Origin of the sequence: Nocardia takedensis NBRC 100417 (assembly GCF_000308695.1) — a bacterium.
Lineage (GTDB): Bacteria > Actinomycetota > Actinomycetes > Mycobacteriales > Mycobacteriaceae > Nocardia > Nocardia takedensis.
This window is the reverse complement of record NZ_BAGG01000248.1, coordinates 13,685-28,589: the sequence shown is the minus strand read 5'-3', so window position 1 is coordinate 28,589 and position 14,905 is coordinate 13,685. Positions and strand designations below refer to the sequence as shown.

At 72.7% G+C, this 14,905-nt stretch carries 2 protein-coding genes; both read left to right on the top strand.

Annotated elements, in window-relative coordinates; all coding sequences use genetic code 11:
* Positions 1–4,679, top strand: a 4,679-nt coding sequence (locus tag ON30_RS30175) for an SDR family NAD(P)-dependent oxidoreductase (RefSeq protein ID WP_051030169.1), incomplete at its 5' end; no start/stop codon positions are given.
* Positions 4,676–14,038, top strand: a complete 9,363-nt coding sequence (locus ON30_RS30170; RefSeq protein WP_040712960.1) for a type I polyketide synthase — start codon at positions 4,676–4,678, stop codon at positions 14,036–14,038. The genes ON30_RS30175 and ON30_RS30170, both read left to right, overlap by 4 nt.
* Positions 14,039–14,905: the final 867 nt, after the last annotated feature.

Genomic DNA, 14,905 nt, shown 5'->3' with positions numbered 1-14,905 from the left:
ACACGCCCCGCCCGCTGGCGGAGGTCGTCCGGGGCGCGCAGGATCTGCTCGACCAGACCCGATACACCCAACCCGCGTTGTTCGCGGTGGAGGTGGCGCTGTACCGGCTGATCACCTCGTGGGGCGTGCGCGCGCAGTACCTGGCCGGTCATTCGATCGGTGAGATCGCGGCGGCGCACATCGCCGGGGTGTTCACGCTGTCGGACGCGGCGCGGATCGTCCTGGCCAGGGGCGCGCTCATCCAGGCGCTGCCCGCAGGCGCGATGGTGTCGCTGACCGTCTCGGAACAGGAAGCCGCGGCGATGATCGAGGATCTGCCCGGAGTGGATGTCGCGGCGGTCAACGGCCCGTCGACGGTGGTGATCTCCGGGGACGAGGACTCCTGTCTGCGCCTGGCCGACACCGTGCGCGCGGCCGGTGGCCGCGCGACCCGGCTCAAGGTCGGTCACGCGTTCCATTCGCGCCGGATGGACGCGATGCTCGGCGCGTTCGCCGAGGTACTCGCCGACGTCCGCTTCGGCGCGCCGACGGCGCCGATCGTCTCCGGTGTGACCGGGACCGTCGCCGACCCGGCCGAACTGCGGACTCCCGAGTATTGGGTCGGCCATGTCCGGCACGCTGTCCGGTTCGCCGACGCGGTGGCCACGCTGCGCGAGCGGGGAGTCGGCACGGTCGTGGAGATCGGACCCGGCGGTGTGCTGAGCGCACTGGGCGCCGACTGCGAGGGGCCCGCGTTCCTGCCACTGCTGCGCGGCGCGGACGAACCCGTCGCGGCACTGACCGCGCTCGGCGCGCTGCACGTGCGGGGTGTCGCGGTCGATTGGCAGGCGGTGCTCGGCACCGGCGACCAAGCGCCGCCGCGACCGCCGCTGCCGACCTACCCGTTCGATCGCACCCGCTTCTGGCTGCGGCCGACCGCCGTGTCGGGACGCACCGACGGCCACCCGCTGCTCGGCACGGCGGTGGAGATCGCCGCCACCGGCGCCCTCGTGCTGACCGGAGCCCTGTCGCCGCGCGAGCAGCCGTGGCTGCGCGACCACGAGATCTCGGGTCGAGTGCTGTTGCCCGGCACGGCGTTCGTCGACCTGGCACTGCATGCCGCGCACCGCGCGGGCGCGGCGGGCATCGAGGAACTGGTCCTGCGGGAGCCGCTGGTGCTCGGCGACTCCGAGCCCGTGCGACTCCAGGTCGTCGTGGACGGCGCGGATACCTCCGGCGCACGCCCGATCTCGGTGTATTCACGCCCCGCGAGCGTCGAGGCCGACGCGCCGTGGACGCTGCACGCCACCGGATCGCTCACCGTCGCGGCCGAGCCGCGGGCAGCGATTCGAACGCGGACATGGCCGCCCGACGCCGAGCAGATCGCGGTCGCGGACCTGTATCCGGATCTGGCCGAGCGCGGCTACCGCTACGGTCCCGCGTTCCGGGCGCTCACCGCCGCCTGGCGAACGGGCGAGCAGGTGTTCGCCGAACTGCGACTGCCCGAGGACCAGGACACCGAGGGGTACGCCGTGCATCCGGCCCTGCTCGACGCCGCGCTGCACGCCCTGGTCCTGACCGGCGCGCAGCTCGAGCCGGACACGGTGCGGTTGCCGTTCTCCTGGTCCGGTGTGCGCCTGCACGCGATCGGCGGGCGGGCGGCGCGGGTGCGGATCGCCGGTACGCCCGACGGCGGAACCCGACTCGACCTGATCGACCACGCCGGCCGTCCGCTGGTCACCGTCGAGGCCGTGACCCTGCGGCCCGTGCCCCTCGCGCAGCTCACCGCGCGGCCCGTGCACGATCGGCTGTTCGCCGTGGACTGGCCGGCGGTCGTGCCGACTCCCGCGAACGGCGACACGCGGTGGGCGGTGCTCGGTGAGGACGCGGTGCTCTCGGCGGCCCTGAACGCCTCGAGAAGCGTCGGGTCCCACACCGGTTTCGACGATCTCCTCGCGGCCCTCGACGCGGGGGAACCCGCGCCGACCACCGTGTTCGCGGCGTTCGGAACAGAGGAGCGACCGTCGCCGGACACCGCGGCGCAGCGGGCGCACGCCGCGGCTCGGCAGGCGTTGTCGCTGGTGCACCGCCTGCTCGCCGAGCCGCGACTGTCCGATACGCGACTGGTCGTCGTCACCTGCGGGACGCTCGGTGCCGCGGGCGGTCTCGCCTGCGCCACCCTCGTCGGCTTGGTGCGCAGCGCGCACTCCGAACATCCCGGCCGTTTCGTCCTGGTCGACATCGACGAGGACCCCGCCTCCTACGCCGCGATCGCCGACGCGGTGGCGGGCACGGAACCGGAACTGGCGATCCGCGACGGCCAGATCCGCGCACCGCGTCTGGTGCGGGCGAGCAGCCTGGAAACGCTGGCGCTGCCCGCGGGCGCCTGGCGGCTCGACGTGACCGAACCCGGCACGCTGGAGAACCTGGCGCTGATCGGTGATGCCGAGGCGACGCGACCACTCGCCGAGGGGGAGATCCGCGTCGACGTGCGCGCGGCCGGACTGAACTTCCGTGACGTGATGCTGGCCCTTGGCCTCTACCCGGGCGCGGCGGTGATGGGTGGCGAGGGCGCGGGCGTGGTGCTCGAAACCGGGCCCGGTGTCACCGAATTCGCGCCGGGCGACCGGGTGATGGGCCTGTGGTCGGGTGCGTTCGGGCCGGTCGCGGTGGCCGACGCGCGCACCGTCGCGCCGATTCCGCGCGGCTGGTCCTTCGCCACCGCCGCCACCGTGCCGGTGGTGTTCCTGACCGCCTACTACGGCCTGCGCGACCTGGCCGACCTGCGACCGGGCGAACAGGTTCTCGTGCACGCCGCCGCGGGCGGGGTCGGGATGGCCGCGACCCAACTCGCCCGGCTGTGGGGTGGGCAGGTGTACGGCACCGCGAGCCCCGGCAAGTGGAACGCGTTGCGCGCGAACGGATTCACCAACGATCGCATCGCCTCCTCGCGGACCGTGGACTTCGAGTCGCAGTTCTGTTCCGCGGTCAGCGGGCTCGGCTTCGACGTGGTGCTGAACTCCCTGGCCGGCGAGTTCGTCGACGCGTCGTTGCGCTTGCTCGGTCCCGGCGGCCGGTTCCTGGAGATGGGCAAGACCGACATCAGGGACGGCGACCTCGTCACCGCCGAATATCCCGGCCTCTACTACCGGGCGTTCGACATGATCCAGGCGGGCCCCGATCGGATCGGGGTCATGCTGCGGGCCCTGGTCGAGATGTTCGAGCAAGGGGTCATCGCACCGCTGCCGGTGACCGCATGGGACGTGCGCGAGGCACGGGACGCGTTCCGGCACCTCCAGCAAGCCCGCAACGTGGGAAAGATCGTGTTGACCATGCCCCGCGCGGCGACGGGGGCGACCGGGACGACGTTGATCACCGGCGGCACTGGCGCGCTGGGCACGGTGCTGGCCCGGCATCTGGTGGTCGAGCACGGGGTGCGTTCGCTGGTGCTCACCAGTCGCGGCGGCCCCGGACCGCGCACCGACGGGTTGGTGTCCGAGCTGGCCGGACACGGTGCGTCGGTGCGCGTGGTCGCGTGCGACGTGGCCGATCGGGACAGCCTGGCGCGGGTGATCGCCGACATCCCGGCCGATCGACCTCTGACCGCGGTGGTGCACACCGCGGGCACCCTGGACGACGCGCCGGTCACCGACCTGACTCCCGAGCGTCTCGCGGCGATCCTGCGGGCCAAGGTCGACGGCGCGCTGGCCCTGCACGAGCTGACCGAGGGAGCGGACCTGGACGCGTTCGTGCTGTTCTCCTCGATCGCGGGGGTCCTCGGCAACCCGGGACAAGCCGGATACGCCGCCGCCAACACCTTTCTCGACCGATTGGCCGCGCGCAGGCGCGGTCGTGGTCTGCCCGCGGTTTCGATGGCCTGGGGGATGTGGTCGGCGGGTGACGGCATGGCCGACCGGTTGACCGAGCGCGATCTGGCCCGCATCCGTCGCGCCGGTGTGCGGCCGCTGTCCGCCGAGGAGGGGATGGCGCTGTTCGACGCGGCGTTGACCAGCGCCGGGCCGCTGATCGTGCCCGCGGGCCTGGACGTCGGCGAATTGACGGCGCGTGCCGCCGCCGGACCGCTGCCCCCGATCCTGTCCGCCCTGGTGCGCACACCACCACCGCGGGCCGCCGCCGCGGCGGGCGGCGGCGATCTGGCGGCCCGTCTGGCAGGCCTGTCCGAGGACGAGGGGCGCGACCTGGTGACCGATGTGGTGAGGTCCGATATCGCCGCCGTGCTCGGCCACGGCGCACCGGACACCGTCGACGCGACGCGCCAGTTCAAGGAACTCGGCTTCGATTCGCTGACCGCCGTGGAACTGCGCAACCGGCTCGGCGCGGCGACCGGGTTGCGGCTGCCCGCCACGATGGTGTTCGACTACCCCACTCCGGCCGCCCTGGCCGGATACCTGTGCACGCGCCTCGCGCCCGCGCCACGCCCGTCGGCGGAGCAAGGGGCCGACGAAGTGGACCGCCTGGAGGCCGCGCTGACGGCGATGACGGCCGACCGGCGCGCACAGGCGATCGCTCGGATCCATGTCGCGACGGCGCGCTGGACCGGTGCCGCGACATCCGGTGCGGAGGACCCCGAGGACCGGCTCGACACCGCCACCGCCACCGACCTGTTCGACATCGTCGACGAAGAACTGGGCTTGTCTCCTGGACTGCCCGCGACACCGAGGGAGACCGACCGGAGATGAGCACCGAACAGAAGCTGGTCGACTACCTCAAGCGCGTCACGGCGGAACTGAAGCGGACCAAACGGCAACTCGCCGAGGCCGAGAAGCGGGAACCGATCGCCGTGGTCGCGATGGCCTGCCGCTTTCCCGGCGGTGTGCGGACACCCGAACAGTTGTGGCGGCTGGCGGAATCCGGGGTCGACGCCATCGGCGAGTTCCCGACCGACCGCGGCTGGGACACCGAGGGAATCTACCACCCCGACCCCGACCATCGGGGCACGACCTACGCCCGGCACGGCGGGTTCCTCTACGACGCACCGGAATTCGATCCGGAATTCTTCGGGATGAGCCCGCGCGAGGCGATCGCGACCGATCCACAGCAACGACTGCTGCTGCAGGTGGCGTGGGAGGCGGTGGAGCGGGCGGGCATCGACCCGACCGCGCTGACGGGAACCCGCACCGGGGTGTTCGCCGGCGTGGTCTACAACGAGTACAGCGCGCGGTCGTACTCGGCCTCCGAGGGCTACTACCTGACCGGCAACACCACCAGCGTCGCCTCCGGCCGCGTCGCCTACACGATGGGTCTGGAGGGGCCCGCGATCACGGTGGACACCGCCTGCTCGTCGTCACTGGTGGCTGTGCACCTGGCGGCGCGGTCCCTGCTCGACGGCGAATGCGATCTCGCGTTGGCCGGTGGCGCGGCGGTGATCACCAGCCCCAATGTCTTCGTGGAGTTCAGTCGACAGCGGGGGATGGCGCCGGACGGCCGGTGCAAGGCCTTCGCCGGGGCCGCCGACGGCACCGCCTGGTCCGAAGGCGCGGGAATGCTGGTGCTGGAACGGCTGTCGGACGCGCGGCGCAACGGTCATCCGGTGTTGGCGGTACTGCGCGGTTCGGCGGTGAATCAGGACGGCGCGTCGAACGGTCTGACCGCGCCGAACGGTCCGGCGCAGCAGCGGGTGATCCGCGCCGCGCTGGCGAACGCAGGCTTGACGGTGGCCGATGTCGACGTGGTGGAGGCGCACGGGACCGGAACCCGGTTGGGTGATCCGATCGAGGCGCAGGCGCTGTTGGCGACCTACGGTCAGCGCCCGGCCGACGCCGAGCCGCTGCTGCTAGGGTCGTTGAAGTCGAATATCGGGCACGCGCAGGCCGCCGCGGGCGTAGCCGGGTTGATCAAGATGGTGCAGGCGATCGAGCACGGGCTGGTCCCCGGGTCGTTGCACGTGGACGAGCCGACCCCGCACGTGGATTGGGCGGCGGGCGCGGTCGAGCTGGTGACGTCGGCGAAGCCGTGGCCGCAGGTCGGTCGTGCGCGTCGCGCGGGGGTGTCCTCGTTCGGGATCAGTGGGACCAACGCGCACGTCATCCTCGAACAGGCCGTTCCCGAGGCAGCGACGACGGCCCCGTCGCCGCGTGCCTGCCCGCCGGTGTTGGCACCACTGTCGGGCCGGGACGAGACCGCGCTACGGGCCCGGGCCGCCGCGCTGGCCGACCATCTGCGCACCCACCCCGACCTCGATATCGTCGGCGTCGCGGCCACGCTCGCGCTGGGCCGCACCGCGTTCGCCCACCGTGCGGTGGCGGTGGCCGAGGATCGCGGCGGCCTGCTCGACACCCTCGACGCGGTGGCCCGCGGCGAGCTGCCCGAGGCCGCGGCGACCGGGGTTTCCGCCGGTCCGGTCAAACCGGTGTTCGTGTTTCCCGGTCAGGGTTCGCAGTGGGCGGGCATGGCCGTGGCACTGCTCGACGAGTCACCGGTCTTCGCCGCGCGGATCGCCGAATGCGCCGCGGCCCTCGCCCCGCACACCGACTGGTCGTTGTCCGCCGTCCTGCGGGGCGCTCCCGACGCGCCGACGCTGGACCGGGTAGATGTCGTCCAGCCCGCGCTGTTCGCCGTGATGGTCGCGCTGGCCGCGGTGTGGGAATCGCTCGGCGTGCGGCCCGCCGCGGTGATCGGGCACTCGCAGGGCGAGGTCGCCGCCGCCTGCGTCGCGGGCGCCCTCTCGCTCGAGGACGCGGCCACCGTGGTCGCGCTGCGGTCGCGGGCGGCCGCGCAGATGCTGGTCGGCCGGGGCGGGATGGCGTCGATCGCGCTGCCCGCCGAGCAGGTCCGTGACATGGTGCCCGAGGGTGTCGACGTGGCCGCCGTCAACGGGCCGCGCACCACGGTCGTCTCCGGTTCGGCCGAGGGCCTGGACCGGCTGCTGGCCGAGTGCGCCGAACGCGAGGTGTGGTCCCGACGGATCCCGGTCGACTACTGCGCGCATTCCGCGCAGGTCGACGCGATCGAGGAACGGCTGCTCACGGCCCTGTCCACGATCGCGCCCCGTCCGGCGACGGTGCCCGTCTACTCCACCGTCACCGGCGCGCCGCTGCCGCCGGGCACCCTGTTGGACGCGCGGTACTGGTTCGACAACATGCGGCGGACCGTCGAATTCCGGCGCGCGACCGAATCCGCGATCGCGGACGGCCGCACCGGATTCCTGGAGATCAGCGCGCACCCCGTCCTGACCATCGGCTTGCAGGAGACCTTGGACGCGGCCGATGCCGTCACCGGATTCGCCCTCGGCACGCTGCGTCGTGACGACGGCGGATTCGCGCGGCTGTTGCACTCGGCCGCACAGGTGTACACCCGCGGTGTGCCCTTGGACTGGTCGGCGCTCTTCGATCCCGCTCCGCCGAGCGTCGACCTGCCCACCTACCCGTTCGCCGGACACCGGTTCTGGTCCACCGCCGTCGACGACCACGCCGACCACGCCGCCTGGGGACTCGGCCCGACCGGACACCCGATGCTCGGCGCGGCGGTCGAGGTCGCCGACCGCGACGGACTGCTGCTGACCGGCCGGATCTCCGAGCGCGAGCACCCCTGGATCGCCCATCACGCCGTGCACGGGACCGTGTTGCTCCCCGGCACCGCGTTCGTGGATCTGGCCGTGCACGCGGGCTCGCGGTGCGGCAGCCCCGTCCTGGACGAACTCGTCGTCGAGGCGCCGCTGATCCTGGCCGCCGAGGCGATGACCGTGCAGGTCGCGGTGGGCGCGCCCGAAGACGACGGGCGTCGGCGCGTGAGCATCCACTCGCGCCCCGGCGCCGGCGAGGGCGACTGGACCAGACATGCCGCAGGCACACTCGCCCCGGTCGCGACCGTCCGTGTCGCCGCGGCCGACGGGTTCGCGGTGTGGCCACCGCCGGGCGCCCGGCCCGTCGCGGTGGACGAACTCTACGCGCGGGCCGCCGAACTCGGCTACCACTACGGTCCCGCGTTCCGTGGTCTGACCGAGATGTGGCGCGCGGGCACGGATCTGCTGGTGTCGGCGGCACTGCCCGAATACGCCGACACGGGCGACGCGGCGGGATTCGGCCTGCACCCGGCGCTGCTGGACGCCGTGCTGCACGCCCTCGTGCCCGACGCGCTGGAGAGCGGAACCAGCACGGTTCTGTTGCCGTTCTCCTGGACCGGCGTGCGGGTGTTCACCCCCGGCGCGAGGGCCGTGCGGGCCCGCCTGCGCCCGGTCGCGGACGGATGGGCGCTGACCGTCGCCGACGAGTCCGGCGCGGTGGTGGCCGTCGTGGACGTGTTGACCGTGCGCGCCGTCGCCGCCGACCGATTGGCGACCACCGACGTGACCCGTCTGCTGCACCGGATCGAGTGGATCGCGGTCGATTCCCCGCACGCCGCGGCGGACACTCCGGTCCTGGAAGCCGACCTGACCGAGCTACCGGCCGAAGCCGCCCCGGTGGTGACGGCGCGGCTCGCCCCTGGCGACGATCCGCGCACCGCCCTCGCTCGCACCCTGACCTTCCTGCGGGACTGGCTGGCCGCACCCAGGTTCACCGACTCCACCTTGGTCCTGGTCACCCAGGACGCCCGCCGCGATCCGGCGGCGGCCGCCGTGCGCGGACTGGCGCGCTCCGCGCAGGCCGAGAACCCAGGCCGCGTCGTCGTCCTCGACATCGCACCCGACGCCGACCTGGCCGCCGTGCGGGGGCTGGCGCGCGCGCTCGCGGTGGGCGACGAACCGCAGCTCGAACTGCGCGCCGAGGGCCTGTTCGCGCCGCGGTTGACACGGATCGACCGGGCGGAGCTCGGCACGGGCCCCACCCTGGATCCGGACGGCACGGTGCTGATCACCGGCGGCACCGGAACATTGGGCGCGCTGCTGGCGCGACACCTGGTGACCGGATACGGCGTGCGCCGGCTGATGCTGCTCAGCCGCGGCGGACCGGGCGCTCCCGGCGCGGCCGACCTCGTCGCCGAGTTGGACGCACTCGGGGCCACGACCACCGTGCTCGCCTGCGATGTCGCGGACCGCGCGGCCTTGGCCGCCGCCCTAGGCCGCGTGCCGACCGACCACCCACTCACCGCGGTCGTGCACGCGGCCGGCGTCCTGGACGACGCCACGCTCACCTCGCTGCGGCCCGAGCAGCTCGATCGCGCCATGGGCCCCAAAGCGGATGCCGCGCTGCACCTGCACGAACTGACGAGCGATCTCGACCTGGCGGCGTTCATCCTGTTCTCCTCCGCCGCGGCGTGTTTCGGCGCCCCCGGTCAGGGCAACTACGCGGCGGCCAACGCCGTCCTGGACGCACTCGCCGAACAACGCCGCGACGCGGGCGCGGTAGCGAAGTCCATCGCCTGGGGCCTGTGGTCGGACACCAGCGCGATGACCGGCGGCGCGGATCTCGCCCGGCTCGCCGGCGCGGGCCTCACCCCGCTCAGCGCGCGGGACGGTCTGGCGCTGTTCGACGCCGCCCTCGCCCACCCGGACCCGATGGTCGTGCCGATCGCGCTCGACCTGGCGGCGCTGCGAGCGCGTCCCGCCGTGCCCGCCCTGTTGCGCGGCGTGGTGCCCCTCGCCTCCACCGACGTCGGTGCGGCGGGGGCCGCGCGCCGGATCGCCGCGTTGCCGCAGGCCGAGCGCGAGTCCGCCGTACTGGCGTTGGTGCGTTCGTCGGTCGCCGCGGTGCTCGGCCACGACGGCGCCGATCGCATCGATCCCGAGCGCGCCTTCAAGGAATTGGGGTTCGATTCGCTCACCGCGGTCGAGTTGCGCAATCGGCTGGCCACCGCGACGGGGCTGCGACTGCCGCCGACCCTGGTGTTCGACTACCCGAGCCCCACCGCGCTGGCCACCGAACTCGCCGCTCGGTTCGCCGGCGGGACGGCGGTGACCGCGGAGGCTCCCGTCGCGCGCGCGGACGGCGACCCGGTCGTACTGGTCGGCATGGGCTGCCGCTATCCGGGCGGCGTGCGCGGACCCGACGAACTCTGGGATCTCGTGGCCGCGGGCGTCGACGCCATCGGGCCGATGCCCGCCGACCGGGGATGGGATCTCGAGCGGCTCTACAACACCGATCCGGCGCACCCCGGCACCACCTACACGAAAAACGGCGGATTCCTGTACGACGTGGCGGATTTCGATCCGGCGTTCTTCGGGATGACACCGCGCGAGGCGCTGGCGACCGACCCGCAGCAACGGATTCTGCTCGAGGTGGCGTGGGAAGCCGTCGAGCGTTCCGGAATCGACCCGGTTTCGTTGCGGGGCAGCAGGACCGGCGTATTCGCGGGGTCGATGTATCAGGACTACGCGTCCCGGCTGCGGCAGGTGCCGAAGGATCTGGAGGGGCTGGTCGGCATCGGGACGACCGGCAGCGTCGTGTCCGGTCGGATCGCCTACGCTCTCGGGCTCGAAGGTCCGGCGGTGACCGTGGACACGGCGTGCTCCTCGTCGCTGGTGGCGTTGCACCTGGCGGCGCAGGCCCTGCGCAACGGGGAGTGCGACCTCGCCCTGGCGGGCGGCGTCACCGTGATGGCGACGCCGAACGTCTTCGTCGAGTTCAGCAGGCAACGAGGTCTCGCGCCGGACGGCCGCTGCAAATCCTTCGCCGCGGCCGCCGACGGCGCGGCGTGGTCCGAGGGCGCGGGCATGATCGTGCTCGAACGACTCTCGGACGCGCGCCGCCACGGGCATCCGGTCCTCGCGGTGCTGCGCGGGACCGCGGTCAACCAGGACGGTGCGAGCAACGGCCTCACCGCGCCGAACGGGCCTTCCCAGCAGCGGGTCATCCGGCAGGCGCTCGCATCCGCCGGACTGAGCGCCGCGGACGTGGACGCCGTGGAGGGCCACGGCACGGGCACGGTGCTCGGCGATCCGATCGAGGCGCAGGCGTTGCTGGCGACCTACGGTCGCGACCGCGGCCCGCGCCCGCTGTGGCTGGGATCGGTGAAATCCAATCTCGGGCACACCCAGGCCGCCGCCGGCGTCGCCGGTGTCATCAAGATGGTGCAGGCGATGCGCCACGACGTGCTGCCGCGCACCCTGCACGTGGACGAGCCCACCCCGCACGCCGACTGGGCGACGGGCGATCTGCGGTTGCTGACCGAGGCGCGGCCGTGGGAGCGCGGTGCGCGGGTGCGCCGAGCGGGCGTGTCGTCGTTCGGGATCGGCGGAACCAACGCGCACGTCATCCTCGAAGAACCCGAACAGCCGCCCGCCGAGGATCTTTCGCCGTCGCCCAGCGTGGTGCCGGTACCGGTCTCGGCCTCGCCCGAAGCGTTGCGCGCCACGGCCGCGCGACTGCTGGACTACCGGCGCCGTCACCCGGACCGCGAAATCGCGGACCTGGCACACACTCTCGCGGCATCCCGGGCGAGCCGAGCGCACCGCGCGGTCGTGTTGGCCCGTGACGCGGGCGAGTTGGACGCGGGGCTGCGCGCACTCGCCGAGGGACGCCCGGACAGTCGGCTGCGCCTCCCGACGACGACCCCGCCCGGGCGACTGGCCTTCCTGTTCACCGGGCAGGGCAGCCAGCGGCCGGGGATGGGACGTGAGTTGTACCAGGCGTTTCCGGTGTTCGCCGCCGCCTTCGACGAGGTGTGCGCCGCCTTCGACGGCAGACTGCCCCGGCCGTTGCGGGAGGTGGTCTTCGGCGAACCCGACACCGTCGAGGCCGAAATGCTCGCCGGGACCGCCTACGCCCAAGCCGCGCTGTTCGCACTCGGCGTCGCCCAGTTCCGATTGCTGGCGCGGTGCGGCGTCCGTCCCGACGTCCTGGCCGGACACTCCATCGGCGAGATCACCGCCGCGCACCTGGCCGGTGTGCTGTCGCTGGCCGACGCCGCCGCCCTGGTCGCGGCCAGGGGCACGTTGATGCAGGAATTGCCCGAGGGCGGGGCGATGCTCGCGGTGCAGGCGAGCGCGGAGGTCGTCCGGCCGTTGGTCGAGCGGCGGCCGGACGACCTGGGCATCGCCGCGATCAACGGACCGAAGGCGGTCGTCGTCTCCGGGTCCCGTGACGCCGTCGCCGCCGTCGCGACGGCGATGGCCGCACAGGGCAGGCGCACCACCGCGCTGCGGGTGAGCCACGCCTTCCACTCACCGCTGATGACCGGCATGCTCGACCGCTTCGGGGCCGTGGTGCGCACCCTGGACTTCCGGCCGCCGACCCTCGCGGTGGTCTCCGCGCTCACCGGCGAGCTCGCCACCTCCGAGCAGTTGACCGATCCGAACCACTGGACAGCGCACGTCCCCTCGACCGTGCGGTTCGCCGACGCCGTCCGGGCACTGGACGAGCAGGGCGTCGGCACCTATCTGGAACTGGGGCCGGACGCCGTGCTGAGCGCCATGGTCGCTCCCGCGCTGTCGGGCGGTGCGCGCACGATCGCGCCGCTGCAACGTCGCGACCGGGAGGAGGTTCCCGTACTGCTCGAGGCACTCGCCACCGTGTACTGCCAAGGCGCGGAGGTGGATTGGACAGCGGTGACGGGTGGCGGCCGCCTGCTGTCCGACGCGCCGACCACGGCGTTCCAGCGCGCGCGTTACTGGTTGGAGGAACCGGCAGGCGGCGCGGTGCGGTCCGATTCCGCGCAGCACAGGTTCTGGTCGATGGTCGAGAACGGCGATCTGGACGGATTGGCCGCGGCGCTGCGCGTCGGCCCGGACCGTCGGGATTCGCTGGACGCGCTGCTGCCCGCCCTGTCCGCGTTGAGCCGCCAGGACCAGTGGTGGTATCGCGTGGGCTGGCAACCGGTGCCGGAGCCGCAGGCGCCGTCCCCCAGAGGGCCCTGGTTGCTCGTACACGGCCCCGAGGCGCAGGACGGCTCGGTCGCGGCGTTGTCCGGCCTGCTGCCGGACGCCGTGGCGGCCGCCCCCACCGAGTCGGCCGTGCGGGCGGCCCTGGCCGATACCTCGGAGCCCACGGGCATCGTCGTCCTGGCGGATGTCGAGGTGGCCGACGCGCTCGACGCGCTCACGGCGGCGGCGGTGGACGCACCGGTGTGGGTACTGGCCCGAGGTGTCGTGCCGGGGCATCCTCCGCTCACCCAGCACGAGGCCGGACGCTGGTCGGCGGCGGTCGCCGCGGCGGTCACCGGCGTGGTCGACCTGCCCGACGTGCTCGATCCGGCGGTCCTCGCGCGACTGTGGGCCGTGCTGTCGGGAGTCACGGGCGAGCGCGAGCTGTCGATCCGCGCCGACGGACTGCGAGCACGCCGGATCACCGCCGTCCCCCCGCCGCGTGCTTCGGTGCCGCGCGGGGTCGCCCTGGTCCACGGTGCGCGGACACCGTTGGGCGGCGAACTGGTCCGGTGGTTGGTGGACGGCGGGATCGAGGTGCGCACCGACATCCGCGAGTCCGGTCCGGTCGACCTCGTGATCTGCGCGGGTGGTCCTTTCGAAGACATCGTCGCGACGGCCGAGGCCTCGACCGCGGCGACGGCCGAGTTCGTGATCTTCGGTGTGCTGGAACAGGACTGGGGGACCGATGTGGGCGTGCGCGCCGAGGCGCTGGTGCACGCGCGCCGCGCCTCGGGTGCGAAGGCGGCCCTGGTCTCGTGGGGTCCGCACGAGCACGCGCGACCGGGATTGCGTCCCTTGCACGCCGCGAGCGTCTTCGCGGCGCTGCCGTGGGGCCAGTGGCCCGATCCCGTACTCGCGGTCGCCGATGTGGAGTGGTCGACGCTGGTGCCCGGCATGACCCGGTCACTGCGCCGGGCGGTGGGCGATGTGCCCGCCGCGCGTGCGGCTCTGAGCGCCGTCGGCGGCGGCATCGCCGCCGCGTCCACCGGTCCGGTGCTCGCGGGCGATCTGCGGGACCGGTTCGCCGAAGCGGATGGGTCGACGCGACACGCGTTGGCACTCGAGGCCATTCGCTTGCAGGGCAGTGCGCTGCTCGGCGTGGCGCCCGGGGCGTTCGACATGGACCGGGATTTCCTGGCCCTCGGCTTCTCCTCGTTCACCGTCTTGGAACTGTGTACGGCGCTCAGCGCGGCGACCGGCGTCGAGCTGCCACCCGCCGCCGTGTACGAACATCCGGGTCCGGCGGAATTGGCCGCCTACGTGGTCGCCCGGTGGGAAGCGGGTGCCGTGGTGGCATGATCGACGGTGGCACATGAGTTTTCGCCCCGGACGCGCATGTCGTGACCGTGCCAGGTCGAGCGCTCTCCTGCGGACCAACTATACAGCCTTGCTGCACGTTCTGATTGACAGCGCGTCTGTTTCGTCCAACGTTCCAGCAGAGCCTGACCGGGGGCAATCGCTGTACGCGCCGAGCTGCTAGGATGTCGAAGTCAACTCTCGCATAAGTGATTTCGATAGCGAAGTGGCACCCTGGGGCGGACTGCGGATCGGGCGGTGAAGGGCATGCGGGGCCGTGCCGGCGTCGCTGGCACGGCCGAGAGGACCGGCCTTCCCGTTCGATCTGACTACTGGGCAAGCGGTCTCGACCGCGTGGCGGATCCCGGGGCCGCGACTCCAACCTGCATACTGAGGTCGATCGGTTGATCGTCCGTGTGGCATCGCCTTCATCGGGCCGTCCCTCGCTGTCCGGCTGTGCCGCGATAAAGACGATCTAAAGTCAATCCAAGGCGCGGTGCCCACCGGACGAGCCCGCTTCGATCCGCTACCGACGCAACGTTTTCCGGTCGGGCGGACCCGCGCCCCGTGTCGGCGGGCCGAATCTGCCCGCCGGCACCGTGGGACGACGGTCCCGTAGCGCGTGGATTCCGGAACCGGCGGCAACATCGCGGCGTCCGTGGCACACGGTTGCGCAGATGTCGTTGACGTGCCATATTCGCTGCTGAATTGCGTTCCGACCCGGCGGAGCTCCGTTATCGAGCTTTCGTTCCGAGCCACGCGGATCCGTCAGCATCTGGGTAGCTTACCGGTGATAGATTCTGTCGCTTATCACGTTTCCGACGGGCTGCAACTCTTGCGCACAAGACATTTTTTCTGAAATGTCTACTG

What these genes read in the sequence shown, in the direction of transcription:
- ON30_RS30170 (WP_040712960.1), top strand. Translation starts at nt 4,676, where the DNA reads ATGAGCACCGAACAGAAGCTGGTCGACTACCTCAAGCGCGTCACGGCG.